Source organism: Changpingibacter yushuensis (genome assembly GCF_014041995.1).
GTDB lineage: Bacteria > Actinomycetota > Actinomycetes > Actinomycetales > Actinomycetaceae > Changpingibacter > Changpingibacter yushuensis.
Window position 1 is genome coordinate 2,564,561 of record NZ_CP059492.1, and the last position, 13,283, is coordinate 2,577,843.

Annotated in this window: 11 protein-coding genes; 2 read left to right on the top strand and 9 right to left on the bottom strand. The window is 59.8% G+C overall.

The window, feature by feature from the left end; translation table 11 throughout:
- Positions 1-30: 30 nt before the first annotated feature.
- Entirely contained in the window at positions 31-1,293 is a 1,263-nt protein-coding gene (locus H2O17_RS11035; protein WP_182049714.1) for an amidohydrolase family protein, read from the bottom strand.
- 250 nt (positions 1,294-1,543) lie between these two features.
- Here H2O17_RS11035 and H2O17_RS11040 point away from each other — a divergent pair, with 250 nt between their 5' ends.
- A complete protein-coding gene (locus H2O17_RS11040) occupies positions 1,544-6,520 on the top strand; it encodes a DEAD/DEAH box helicase (RefSeq protein WP_182049715.1) in 4,977 nt (1,658 codons plus the stop codon).
- A 464-nt stretch (positions 6,521-6,984) separates the two neighbouring features.
- Complete coding sequence (locus H2O17_RS11045) at positions 6,985-7,233, top strand: hypothetical protein (RefSeq protein WP_220456771.1); 249 nt, start codon at positions 6,985-6,987, stop codon at positions 7,231-7,233.
- Between the two features lie 8 nt (positions 7,234-7,241).
- Here H2O17_RS11045 and H2O17_RS11050 read toward each other — a convergent pair whose 3' ends face one another.
- From H2O17_RS11050 to H2O17_RS11085, 8 genes are all read right to left on the bottom strand, one after another.
- Positions 7,242-7,481 carry a toxin gene (locus H2O17_RS11050; RefSeq protein ID WP_130110946.1) on the bottom strand — a complete coding sequence of 80 codons (240 nt, stop codon included), beginning with the start codon at positions 7,479-7,481 and terminating at the stop codon, positions 7,242-7,244.
- The gene (locus tag H2O17_RS11055; protein WP_182049716.1) at positions 7,478-7,741 is read right to left on the bottom strand and encodes a ribbon-helix-helix domain-containing protein; all 264 of its coding nucleotides are present in this window, start codon (positions 7,739-7,741) and stop codon (positions 7,478-7,480) included. The genes H2O17_RS11050 and H2O17_RS11055 overlap by 4 nt, the downstream gene beginning before the upstream one ends.
- 53 nt (positions 7,742-7,794) lie before the next feature.
- A complete protein-coding gene (locus H2O17_RS11565; RefSeq protein WP_220456772.1) occupies positions 7,795-7,992 on the bottom strand; it encodes a hypothetical protein in 198 nt (65 codons plus the stop codon).
- 701 nt (positions 7,993-8,693) lie between these two features.
- Complete coding sequence (locus tag H2O17_RS11065; RefSeq protein ID WP_182049717.1) at positions 8,694-9,812, bottom strand: aminotransferase class V-fold PLP-dependent enzyme; 1,119 nt, start codon at positions 9,810-9,812, stop codon at positions 8,694-8,696.
- On the bottom strand, positions 9,809-10,618 hold the full coding sequence (locus tag H2O17_RS11070) for an ABC transporter ATP-binding protein (protein ID WP_182049718.1): 810 nt from the start codon (positions 10,616-10,618) through the stop codon (positions 9,809-9,811). The genes H2O17_RS11065 and H2O17_RS11070 overlap by 4 nt, the downstream gene beginning before the upstream one ends.
- Positions 10,615-11,442, bottom strand: a complete 828-nt coding sequence (locus H2O17_RS11075; protein ID WP_182049719.1) for an ABC transporter ATP-binding protein — start codon at positions 11,440-11,442, stop codon at positions 10,615-10,617. The genes H2O17_RS11070 and H2O17_RS11075 overlap by 4 nt, the downstream gene beginning before the upstream one ends.
- Entirely contained in the window at positions 11,439-12,329 is an 891-nt protein-coding gene (locus tag H2O17_RS11080) for an ABC transporter permease (RefSeq protein ID WP_220456773.1), read from the bottom strand. The genes H2O17_RS11075 and H2O17_RS11080 overlap by 4 nt, the downstream gene beginning before the upstream one ends.
- Positions 12,326-13,237, bottom strand: coding sequence for an ABC transporter permease (locus H2O17_RS11085; RefSeq protein ID WP_484482105.1), 912 nt, complete (start codon positions 13,235-13,237; stop codon positions 12,326-12,328). The genes H2O17_RS11080 and H2O17_RS11085 overlap by 4 nt, the downstream gene beginning before the upstream one ends.
- Between the last annotated feature and the right edge of the window lie 46 nt (positions 13,238-13,283).

Below are 13,283 nucleotides of genomic sequence, written 5' to 3' on the forward strand. Positions count from 1 at the left end.
GATTCGCGAGTGCGAACCTCGCTGCGAGGGTCAGCGCCCTACCGGCGCTCCGAACAGCATCGCCTTGGCGTGATCGGGAGTGAAGAGTAATCCGTTCTTGACCACGGCCACGATTGCTGTGAGATCCGTATATGCATCGGCATCGAAGGGGTCGCGGGAGAAGATCACAGCGTTAGCTGGGGCGCCTTCCTCAAGCGTTCCAGTTGGCGCACATTCGCCGGTCAGCAGCTTCGCGCCCACCACAGTGGCAGAGCGCAGCACCTCACGCGCGCTCAAGCCGGCATCGTGCAATGCGCGGAACTCCCGAAGCTGCGCGCCAGCCGGATCATCGCTCACGTAGTCAGACCCGAGCGCTACCTCCACACCCGCCGCACGGGCGAGGCGGATCGAAGCAGGGTGGACAGCGATAATGTCGGCGAGCCGCGCTTTCCATGATCCCTGAAGCTCGCCTAACTCAAGGCGTTCGAGAAGGCCGTGGTAGAGGTCCACTGTGGGAACGTACGTCACACCAGCAGCGGCCATCATAACCGCCTGGGAATGCGTGAGGTAGACGCCGTGTTCGATTGAGTGGACGCCACTTTGAATCGCCCACGTGATGGCATCGCCGCCGAGCGCATGAACCATAACCCGTGCATCTGCGGCCTCCGCAAGGCCAACCGCGATTCGGAAGTCCTCGCGCGAAAAAAGAGACCCATAGGGGCTACCGACTGGGTTATCCAGTCCCTTGGTGGCAACGATCTTGACCCACGAAGCTCCATTGGCAAGAGCCCGCCCAACAGCGATCGGAAGGCTGCCTACCTCATCCACCACGTCCTTGGTGATGATGGATAACGACCCAGAAATGAACGGGCCGCTCACTTCTCCCGAGGCCACTTTGCCAATCCATTCTGGGCAAAGGCCACCCGCGTCGCGCACACCTGTAAAGCCCGCCGCGAGTACTGTCTCGAAGTTCCGCGAGACGAGTTCATCGCGTTCTTCAAGCGAGCATGAGGAACGCCCGCCAGCAACCCTGTCAGTCCGCGAGAGGTGAATGTGGGCATCCACAAAACCGGGAACAACCCATAGCCCTTCGCCGCCGATGAATCGTTGCGAGGAATCGCTTTCGCTCATCAGACTGGACGGTGGCGCACTGGAAGGTTCGGCATTGGAAAGCTCGGCACTGGAGAGCCCGGTTTCGCTGCCGTGGTGGAAGCTACCAGCGGCCCACGAAAGACATGAAGAATCCTCAAACCGGAAGTCAGAATTCAGAACGCGGGCACCTTGAATGCCAACCTGCTCTGGGTGAGTCTCCATGGCTGTCCCCTTCTGCATCCGTTGGACGGTGCGCCGATGTGTAGCGCAACCAGTCAACAGAATGGGTAGATGTACTGTTTGAACCTTATCTACATGCAAACCTGCGATGCTGTAATGCTCGTTACTCTGCAGACGTGAGGCCGATCAACTTTTGATCGACGGTCAGTCCGGCAGTACGCACTGTCAGCGGCCGGTTTGATGAAGCGTTGGCGCCACATCATCTGTCTGTGACGTTGACTAGACTGATGGAATGGCAGATGGGGACGGGAGTCATCAAGCGCGCCGCTCGGCTGAAACACCTAGCGCGGCGGCCCGTCGCGGCACATCAGAATCACTAGGTGCGGCCTCTCCACACGAAGCATCACGGGATGATTCGCCGGATTGCTCAGCGCTGCTCCAATTCTCACCCCTAGTGCGGCGTTGGTTCCTCGAACAGTTCAATGCTCCAACACTCGCCCAAGAACAAGCGTGGGATGCGATTTCTCAGGAGCAGAACTCGTTAGTCATTGCGCCAACTGGCTCTGGAAAAACCTTGGCCGCCTTTCTTTGGGCTATTGACCAGTTGGTCCGATCGCGCACGGCTTCCGATGCCATAGGCACGATGAAGAACCTACTGCCTTCACCACATGCATCACCCGTTGGCCTTGCCCCCGCAAACATCGAAGCCACCCAAGTCCTCTATATCTCACCTCTTAAGGCGTTGGGCGTGGATGTGCACAAGAACCTTCAAGTTCCCTTGGCTGGGATCAAAGGCGAGTACCGCGCTCTGGGCCTTGTGGAACCACAGATCTCAGTGGGCGTGCGCTCAGGCGATACCAGCGCATATGAGCGCCGCAAGCTCCGCAAGCACCCGCCGGACATCCTCATCACTACACCAGAATCCTTGTATCTCATGCTGACTTCTGGAGCTGCCGAAACTCTCACTGCAGTCCGCACCGTTATCGTGGATGAAGTCCACGCCCTCGCGGCCACGAAACGCGGTGCGCATCTGGCAGTCTCATTGGAGCGGCTCGATGATCTGGTTCTTGCCACCAGCGGGTCCAAACCTGTCACCCGAATCGGCCTGTCAGCCACAGTCAAGCCCGCGAGCGAAGTTGCCCGCTTTCTTGGTGGCAGCCACGCAGTGCACATCATCGAACCTCCTGCGAACAAAGGCATTGACGTTCGAGTGGCAGTCCCTTTCAAGGATATGTCCCATCCAGAAGTGGAGAACCTCGCACTCGGAGTGGGTGCCGCAGGCGAAGCCAACCCAACAGATGATCACCGCATCGGTTCCACTTGGCCAGCCATAGAACATGCTATTTACGAACGCGTGATGCAAGCCCCCTCCACCATCATCTTCGCTAACTACCGCGGCCAGACGGAACGATTGACCGCAGCGCTCAATGACATACACGCGGCCGGTGGCGGCACAGGAGAAATCGCGCGAGCACATCACGGATCCGTCTCAAAAGAGGTCCGCCTAGAAGTCGAACAGGCCCTGAAGGCAGGTGAGCTGAGATGCGTGGTGGCTACCGCCAGCCTTGAGCTAGGTATCGATATGGGAGCGGTGAAGCAGGTCATTCAAGTGGACTCGCCGCCCTCCGTCGCGGCTGGATTACAGCGGATCGGGCGTGCTGGCCACAGGGTTGGTGAGGTATCAAGAGCCTTCTTCTACCCTGTTCACAGATCGCACCTTCCTGAAATAGCTACGCTCGTTCAGCGAATCGAATCAAAGAGCATTGAAAGCACTTCAGTGATCGCGAACCCGCTGGACATTCTGGCTCAGCAGACTGTAGCTGCCGTGTCCCAGAAGGCTCTGAACGCGCAGGCGTGGTTTGACACCGTGCGCAGGTCAGCTCCGTTCGCTACCCTTAACCGAGCTGATTTCGATTCGGTGCTGGACCTCCTTTCGGGCAAGTACCCCTCCACCGAGTTCTCCGAAATGCGCCCCCGCATCTCATGGAACCGTGAAACAGGAGTCCTCACAGCGCGGCCTGGCGCTCGCCAGCTGGCAATCATGAACGGCGGTACCATCCCTGATCGCGGACTCTATCGCGTGGAGATCGCGCGTGAAAGCGAAAGTGTGCCTACCACAGAAAGCTTGCCCGCCCGTCTGGGAACGTCACCGAAGATTGGAGAACTCGATGAGGAGATGGTCTTCGAATCTCGTGTTGGTGATGTCATCGTATTGGGCACATCAAGCTGGAGGATCCGTGAGATCACCCCGGATCGCGTAAAGGTTGTTCCAGCACCGGGTCAACGCGGGCGCGTGCCCTTCTGGCACGGGGAAGGGCTTGGCCGGCCAGCGGAGTTGGGATGGGCTATCGGCGCTACCGTTCGGGAATGCCTCACCCAAACACGGCAGAACGATTCCATACCTAAGCAGATACTTCCCGGCCTCGACCCCAACGCTGCAGCAAATACCCTTGCCTACCTTGCGGAAGCCCAAGAAACAGCTGGGGCTGTGCCAACCGATCGCGACTTCGTGGTCGAAAAGACAAGAGACGAGTTGGGCGATTACCAAATCCTTCTCCAAACGCCTCTAGGGAAGGCCGTTCACTCCCCGTGGGCGCTCGCCGTGGGTGCGCGGCTGCGAGAGCGCTTCGGATCTTCGTTTCAGATCATGTCAAGCAACGATGGAATCGTCATTCGCTTCGCCGACGTCGAAGGCGAACCCCCTGGAGCTGAACTCTTCGTTTTTGACCCGGCTGAGATGGCCGAAATCGTACAGCAAGAAGTGAGCGGCTCCGCGCTATTTGCTGCACGCTTCCGGGAATGCGCCGGGCGTGCCTTGCTTCTGGGAGGAGGCTCCCCGCACAAACGGGCACCTCTGTGGCAGCAACGGCACCGGGCGGCTCGTCTTCTCGAAGTGGCGGCCACATACACAGACTTCCCGATCGTGAAGGAGGCCGCCCGCGAATGCCTTCATGATGTCTACGATCTCCCCACCCTCATCGATACCTGCCAACGCATCACGTTTCAGCAGATTCGCCTTCATGAAGTCACCACGGCATCTCCTTCCACCTATGCGAGATCCATGCTGTTTGAATCTGTGGGAGAGTTCATCTATCAAGGAGATACACCCGCAGCAGAACGGAAGCTGGCAGCTCTCAGCTTCGATACCGAACTGATGGAGCAATTGCTCGGTACAGCTGGAATCCAAGATGTATTCGATCCAGACGTCATCCGCGAGGTGGAGGCCGAACTTCAACACACTGCAACCACGCGCCAGGTTCACGGCTCCGAAGGCGTAGCTGACCTCCTTCGAATACTCGGACCGCTCACTGTTTCCGAAATCATTGCGCGATCAGACGTTAGTGCAGCTGATATTGCGGACCTGCTACGCCAGGAACGTGCGGTTGCCACAATCCTCGGCGGTGGCAATTACATTGCCGCGGCTGAGGACGCCGGAACTCTGGCAGCAATTGGGGCGGTTCCTTCGCCTGAGTTGGCACTTTCGTTAGGGGCACCGAGCGCCCAAGACCTCACGTCACAAACTAAGCACTTCCCGGCCAGGCAAGAACCACTTCGAGGTCTTATTTCCCGCTATCTACACTCCATCGGTCCCACCAGCATTGCCCAGATTGAGGATCGCTTCGGAGTGAACCACGGCCTAGTCCTCGATGCCCTGACCCACCTTGAGAAGGCTGGTTCAGTCCGTCGCAGCCAGTTTGGCGGCGTCGCCGAACGCTGGTGCGACAGAGATGTGGTGCAGCGAATCAAGCGGCGCGCGGCCAAGCGCGCCCGGCAAGCCATCACACCTGCCACAAGTCCCCAGTTCGCCAGTTTTCTTTTACAGTGGCAGTACGGAGGAGGTCAGTTAACTGGAGTTGACGGCGTGCTGAGCGTGGTTGAACAGCTCTGTGGCCTGCCGTTGGTTGCTTCCACAATCGAGAGCCTCATACTGCCCCAAAGAGTTGCTGACTACTCTCCGGCTCTCCTTGACTCATTGGTTGCTGCGGGTGAGGTTGTGTGGGTGGGCGAAGGGGATTACGGCGACGCCGAGGGCCGTGTCAGCCTACATCTTCGTGAGACACTCAGTTCCACCCTGCGCCCGCGCAATAGCGATGTGCAGTCGTCGGTTAGAGACAAGACGGGCCCGGCACAACGGTACGTGACCGCTGCGGAAGGCCAGACGAACTCACCAGAAAGCCAACCGGAGGGCGTGGTGGGCCATGCCCCTTCACCCGATCAACTTCCCTTATCCTCGTGGATCGTCCAGCAGCTCAACGGAGGCCGCGCCGAGTTCGGCCGGGATCTCCTTGCGCAAGCGCAGAAGGCCTTCCCCGGGCTTGATCCCAGTTCGTTCGCAGACGAAATGTGGCGCTTAGCGTGGGAGGGAACTCTCACCTCTGATTCCCTCGGGGCACTGCGCGCAGCAATTGCGCCTAACGCAGCCCAGAAGGTTCGCCGCCCTCAACCTCGGCGCCGCACGCTCCGCAACGCCGCCCTTGCCGGCGTCTCACCACGCTCCGTGGACGCCAGAATCGCTGGAAGATGGTCGCTCGTGTCAGCCGAAGGCGGCTCAGAATCACAGTGGTACTCCACGGCTCTCGCGCTTCTCCTAGACCGATACGGCGTAGTGTCCCGAGGCGTCGCGATAGCAGAATCTTTCCCTGGCGGATTCTCCGCAGTCTACGAAGGCCTCAATCAGCTCGAGGAGGCAGGGCTATGCAGACGAGGTCACTTTGTGGAAGGCGTTGGCGGTGCCCAGTTCGCAACGGCCGCTGCAGTGGATCAGTTGCGCAGCTTCCGCGGTGAATCTGAGTCCAAGGCCGCCGCGTCCGCCTTGGACGATTCGGCCACGCAACCTACACAAGGGTCTGATCGCCTCGAACCATCCTCATCATCTCTCCCGCAACCACGCACTGCGGTGGTGTTATCCGCAACTGACCCAGCAAATCCGTACGGCGCCACCCTAGCGTGGCCGGAGCTCCGCCTGAACGCCAGACCTCGCCGTAATCCCGGTGCGCTGGTGGTACTGCTCGGCGGAACTCCCGTGCTCTACCTCGAACGTGGCGGCAAAACGGCACTGACGTTTAACGATGATGAAATCACGCGGGAAGAACGCAGCGCGGCTGCAGCGGAACTAGTCCGAACATGCCGGCGCGGTAATCTCAGTGACTTCGTGATTGAGGCAATCGACGGCGCTCTGCCCTCAAACTCACCTTGGCACCTTCCCATGCGTGAGGCAGGCCTAGACCGCACGCCCCGTGGGCTAAGCTATATGCGGCCAGCTCGCTGATAGCGCCGCGAAAGGTCCCTCAGGCTGGCTCAGCGTTCGATCCGAACGCCTCCATCGGGCCTGGAGAGCTCCGCTTTGCCACAGATCACCGGTCCCTATGATGAGACTTGACCCAAGAACAACTGACGAGATCCGGGAAAATCTCTCTCCCGCCAACTTACGGCCATAAACCGCATGTTTCCGCGGGTTTCATGGCATTATCTCACCGGTTGTTGCCGGCCGATGCCAGCCAATCTAGTGACCCCGGGAGGGGTTTCTGGTGACCATTCTGGTGACTGACCGATCGAAGCCGAGTCGCACTTTCCTAGAGTGCTCCTCCACTCGATAGGCATGCAGCCCATCTAACGCTCCGGAAGATGCCCTGTTCCACCGCCGACGTAACACGTGGGTTTCCCGAACAGCCCTGACTGAACTCGATGCAACGCAGCAGTGGTTGTCGAAGGTCAAAGCTACCGTCAAACACCATGGACGAAGAGCGATTCGAGCACTGGTGCGAGGCGCGCGACACGACCGCCATACTGACCTGCGAGGAAGCATTCGAAGCGGGATGGGATTCTCCGCCACGGATGGGCGCATGGGGTGTGGTGTCCCCGCGCACCTGCGGCGATTGCGGCATCGAACAGACGCTCTGGTGGGCACTCACCGTCGAGAAGAAGAGCATCGATGACTGCGCGCCGCAGCAACGTCAATTACTCGCGCGAATATTGAACTAGGTATCTGATTAAGGCAGCAGATCGATCATCTGCGGTCGAGCCTTCATTGCGTGAATCACCAGTTCATTGCCGCTGTCGAAGACAAGAACAACCGTCTCCAAGAGCCGACCACGAGTGTCGAAACCGAGCCGCAACTGCCGTGCCGGGCTGTTCTCATCCAAGTCCTCGATCCAGACTGCCCACGTCGCCGCCTGAATCGCGTCCTCACGGAGCACACCGTGCTTCAACGCCGAATCGTGAACGTTCACGTTGCCGACAGATGAAGCGCTTCACGGATAACTTCTGAACGTGACTTGCCCTCACGCTCTGCGCGTTCGTCGATCGCGGCGATCTCTTCAAGGGTGAGCCGGAGCGCGACTACCTGAGACGGCTCAGCCCCGCGACCTGGGCGTCCACGACCGCGCTTCTTCAACGCCGCAACATCGTAGCCAGCCTCGGCTTCGGCGGCCCAGGCATCGATCTGATCCTCGGTAACGGGAACCCCATTGATCGTCTCGCGCTCACTCATACCATTAATGTATAACGAAAATACTGACTCGGCAAGAGACCTCCTTCGCGTGGTCAACTCCTCAGGATCTCATCAAGCACGTCGACGGTAATCGGGTCGACCTCCTCGGCACTGACGACGTAGCTGGTTCTCGTGATCTGCTCGTTCGCGTGCCCGAGCAGGCGCGATGCGAGCGTGAGACCCGCCGCGTGCTCGACGAGTGTCGCGGTCGGGCGGCGGTAGATGTGCGTCGAGTACTGATCGACCTCCATACCGAGCTCCTCAAGGGTCTCGCGGTTGTCGTCGACGAAGGACCGCAGGAGGCGTTCGTAATTGCTGACGCTGATCGGATTGCCGTTCTTCGTCGCGATAAGCAGCGTTTCCTTCCCCCTTCCCGCCAGGGCGAGGCGACGGCGACGATCTGGTGAAGCACCCCGGCGTCATCCCTCGCTCTCGCGCGAGCCCGAACCTTACCTTTCGCGAGCTGGGTGATCTGGATGGTACCGAGTTCTCCGGCGCGGATGCGGGGCCTACCCACGGCGACGCTCCTTCACCTAGGCGAGCAGTTCCGCCTGCTCGTAGCAGACGTGCCGTCCGAGCTTGACCCACGGCGGACCGGAGCGCGTGAGGTCGCCGATCTCCTCCACCGTGCGGACGGGCACGGTGGAGGAGATCGGCGACCTCACGCTGGGTGAGGAAGGCGGGTGCGAGGGGCGGCAGGAGGTCCATACCGGGCAGGAATGTCTCCCACCGGGAGCGTCCGATAACGCTCGGCACTCCCCCGCCCGGCAGCCCAGGAATAAGGTCTGCGACGGAGTTTCTGGTGACCAAAGTGGTAAAACTGCCCCAAGTGGGCTGAGTTACGGAGTGGGCGGACGGGCTGTTTCGCCGCGGAATCTCGCCATTCTTATAGCTGGGGCACCCAGACTTGGACCAAGAACAACTGACTCTTCTTAGAGTGAAGAGTCAGTTGTCAGAGCCACGCTGCTCTGGCTGCCGCCACGGCGGCCAGAGCATCAACACCCAAGGCATCCGCCAGAGTCTGCACAGCTTCGATAACCGAAAGCAACGAAGCCGCCCGGCCGTAGTGATTCACCCGCAAGAGTTGACCGCGAAGTGATCCATTCCCTTGGGTCACTAACCCAGTGTCAAGTGTCAAGAGTGCGGCCGCGGCATCGCCCTGCGGAACTCGAATAGTGGTGGCTATGGGTGCCACGCCAGCGCCCTTCTGCCACAGTTCAAGGCCCAGTGCTCGCACACCGGCTCGTGTGGCGGCTGCAGCAGCAACGTGGCGCCGATTCACTGCGCCCACACCTTCGGCCACCACCCGCTCAAGGGCAGCAAGAAGTGCGCGCCCCTCCAGCCACGACGGAAGCCCGGGGATGATGCTCCGATCCGTCCGAAGCCAGTGATCACGCCAATCGATGAGGGAAAGGCTCGAAGATCGAGGAGCGCTCTCATTCGCATCAATCAAAGCCCAGGCGTGGTCCGAAACCGCAACAGCGCTGACTCCTGCAGGTCCCGCAAGGGCTTTCTGACCACCCAGTACCACGATGTCCGCGCCCCACTCAGCCGCGTGCACGGGTTCAGCACCAATGGCAGCAACCGAATCGAGGATCGTTACCGCTCCAACCTCCTTCGCAGCAGCGAAGATGGTCGAAACATCGTTAGTGCCGCCCGTGGCCGCCTCCGCATGGACAAGCGCAACTACGCTGGGTTTGATTTCACGAATCGTGGAAGCAACGGCCTGTGGATCGGCGACGTCGTCGAAATCGCTCACAATATCTGTGACATCCGCACCGGCTTCGCGCATCCACTCGCCAAACCCACCGCCATATGGCCCGGTGACGATGTTGACGGCCACGGTCCCGGCCGAAGCTACAGATCGTGCCACTGCCTCAAGAGCCAGAATTGCCTCAGCTTGGAACAGGACGACGTCGTTGGTAGTTTCGAAGACGACTGCGCAAAGTTCGGCAATCCTGTCGAGCTCTACTGCCGTAAGCGGTGGCTGATCGAGCAGCTGTGCCGCAGATAGCAGGGGGTATGCAGGAAGTGTGGTTCGCGTGCTCGCCGCAGCATTATCTTGGCTCATAGTTCTTCCTCGTTCTGAATGATGTCGGTGGCATGATGACGTTCAACCTTGTCAACGGTCCGGCTAGGCAGGCGCGGCACGGCCGCCAGCAGCTCACGGCTGTAGGTGTGGGACGGCCCAGCAAAGAAGGCACGGGCAGGCGAGTTCTCCACAACGCGACCGGATTGCATGACGACCACAGATTCGCACAAGGCATTGACCACACCCAGATCATGGGAAACGAACACTAGTGTTAGCCCAAGCTCTCGCCGCAACTGCGCGAGAAGCTCCACCACGCTGGCCTGCACAGAGGCGTCCAGTGCGCTCGTTGGTTCATCTGCAACCAGAATCTCCGGTTGGACCGCCAGCGCGCGTGCCAGTGCGATTCGCTGGCGCTGACCTCCAGAAAACTGCGCGGGATACGCATCAAGCGAGGACTCGCTCAATCTCACCATGGCCATAAGCTCTGCACATCGCGCCCGCACATCGGCCCTCGGAACAACGTTGTGGAAGCGCAGCAGCTCAGAGAGCGTCTGCCGAACCGTCATACGCGGGTTCAATGAGGTGTATGGATCCTGATATACCATCTGGATCCGGCGCTTCTGATTGCGCGTGCGCTTGTTAGGAAGAGCTTCGCCATCCACGAGGATTTCCCCGGAATCGGCGGAATGAAGCCCGACGACGGCGCGTGCCACCGTGGTTTTTCCGGACCCGGACTCACCAACCAGCCCCACCGCACCACCAGACGGGACCTCAAATGAAACGGCGTCCGCCGCGGTGAAGTCCCCGAAGCGAACTGTCACGTTTGAAACTGTCAAAGAGCTCATGCCTGTGTGCCACCTTCGGATCCGCGCCTGTCCGCGGCCGATGCTGCTGAACTACGGGTCTCAAGCTCGGGAACCCCGAGCACGGAACCTACGAGCAGCCGTGTATATGGGGACTTCGGCGCTGTGATGACCTGCGTGGTGGAACCCGATTCGACGATTCTGCCTGATCTCATAACGATCACCCGATCACAGATGGAGGAAACAACCGCCAAGTTGTGGCTGACAAAAAGAATGGTGATGCCACGCTCCTCACGCAGAGAGTTCAGTAGTGCCAGAACTTGGCGCTGAACGGTGACGTCGAGCGCCGTCGTCGGCTCATCACACAAAAGAACATCGGGATTGACCGCCAAAGCGATGGCGATAACTACGCGCTGGCGCTGGCCGCCCGATAGTTGATGCGGGTACCAGCCATACCGCTCAGTCGGATCGGGAAGGTCCACCGCTCTCATGAGTTCGAGTGCGCGTTCCTTGGCTTGGCGTTTCGCTGAACGCCCCCGGCTCAGATCGTTATTTGCTCGCACGGCGGCGGCAATTTGGCGGCCAACGGGCTCCAATGGGTCTAGCGCAGTGAGCGGATCTTGAAACACCATACCCACCCGGCCGTGCACATCGACTGAACCCCCGGCCCTCTCCACGCCATCTGGCAGCAGACCAAGAATTGAGCGGAGCGTCAGACTCTTTCCAGAACCGGATTCACCGACAATACCGAGGGCTTCTCCGGGTGCGACGTCAAAAGAAACTCCCTCTACAAGCGCGGCAGGTTGCTTGCCGCGAGTGCGCAGGCGCAGGTCCGAAACGCGGACGCTTCCCGATACTTCGCTCATGACACCCTCCAAGCGTCTCCCAGGCCGTCGGCGAGAAGTGAGAACGAGATTCCGGAGTACACCACCGCGAGACCGGGGATAGCCGAAATCCACCACTTTGTGGTGATGAAACTCTGACCGTCCGAGATCATGGTTCCCCAATCTGGGGTGGGCGGCTGAACGCCAAGGCCGAGGTAGCTCAGCGTCACCACCGCCACCATAATCAGCAGTACCTCAGTCATAAGGAGAACGACGGCTTGTGGCAACACGTTAGGCAGCAGGTGGCGTACCAGAACGCGTGGAAGCGACAAACCTTCGGCACGCGCGGCTTCCAGCCAACCTGAGGATCGTAGCGAGCGGGTGGCGGCGCGCATGACGCGAGCGTAGCCCACCCATCCCACCAGCGCGAAGGCGGCGTAGATTCCTTTCTCGCCAACTCCTACCGCGAACACCAGGGCAATGACGATCACGTAGAACGGGAACGCAATCACGGTATCGATGAGCCGTGAAATGACCGTATCGAACCATCCTCCGAGGAATCCTGAGAGAATCCCAAGCGTCACGCCAATGATGAAGGGGGCGATCGCCGCAGTGATTGCGATGCGCAGGTCAGTTTGGGCCGCGTATAGCATCCTCGAGAAGATGTCTCGCCCCAGTTGGTCGGTGCCTAGCCAATGTGCCGACGACGGCGCCCGGAGACCGTTTGTTAGGTTCTGAACTGCGGGGTCAAATGGAGCAATGAGGGGTGCGAGGATCGCCAGTGCGGCAAGGGTGACGAACATGATCAGCCCGGCAGTAAAGGCTTTTGAGGCAAGCGCACGCCGCCAAAATGGTACGTATTCGGCGCGGGGCGAATCGCCTTCAAGGGTCAGGTCAGCGGCTGGGAGTTTGCTAGCTACGTAGCTCACTTGCGCACCTCCCGAAGCCGAGGGTCAACCAAGGCGCTTAACACGTCCACAAGGATCGTGATGAGCACCACGAAGAATGCACAGTACAAGGCGACGCCCTGCACAACAGGGAAATCTCTGCTGGAAATCGAGTTAAAGAGCAACATGCCCACCCCGTTGATGGCGAAGACCTTTTCCACTACCAAGGTTCCCCCGATCATGTAGGCAACGTTGACACCGAACAGGTTCAGAGAGGGCACCGCGGCGTTGCGAAGAACATGGCGGAACTGAATGCGCCATTCAGGGATATGTGCGGCTCGCAGAGTGGTGACGAAGTCAGCAGATACCACGTCGAGCAGTTGTGCTCGCAAGGAGCGCACCAGCGGTGGTATAGCTCCGATGGCCACGGCGAGGCCGGGGAGCAACAGCGAGCGCCATGGCTCCAAAGGGCCTTCGCCCACACCACCCACCGGCAACCACTTCAAGTGCACAGAGAAAATGATGATGAGCAACAGACCAACCCAGAAGGTAGGCATGCCCATGCCTACAGCCGGGATCACGCGGATCGCGTGATCCACCGGCCCATTCTTGTGGGTCGCGGCAACTACCGCCAGCGGAACGGCAACCAGCACGGTAATGACCACTGCAATCAGAACAATTCCGAGGCTGAGCCCCGCTCGCTCAAGGATGAGCGAGCGGGTGGATTCGCCATAGACCAGAGAATTCCCGGTATCGAACTGTGTGAAGAGCTGGGTGACAAAGCTCCAGAATTGGCTCCAGAGGGATTCGTCCAACCCAAGCTGAGTTCGCAGGGCACTGACCGACGCATCGGTCGCTTGATCGCCCAGAATGATTCGAGCCGGGTCCCCCGGCACGAGGCGAAGCAAAAAGAAGACGGCCACAACCACCCCGACTGCCACAGGGAGCACGCGGGCCAGCAGGTGTTTTACAAGTCGAAGCGTTGGGATCGCCTAT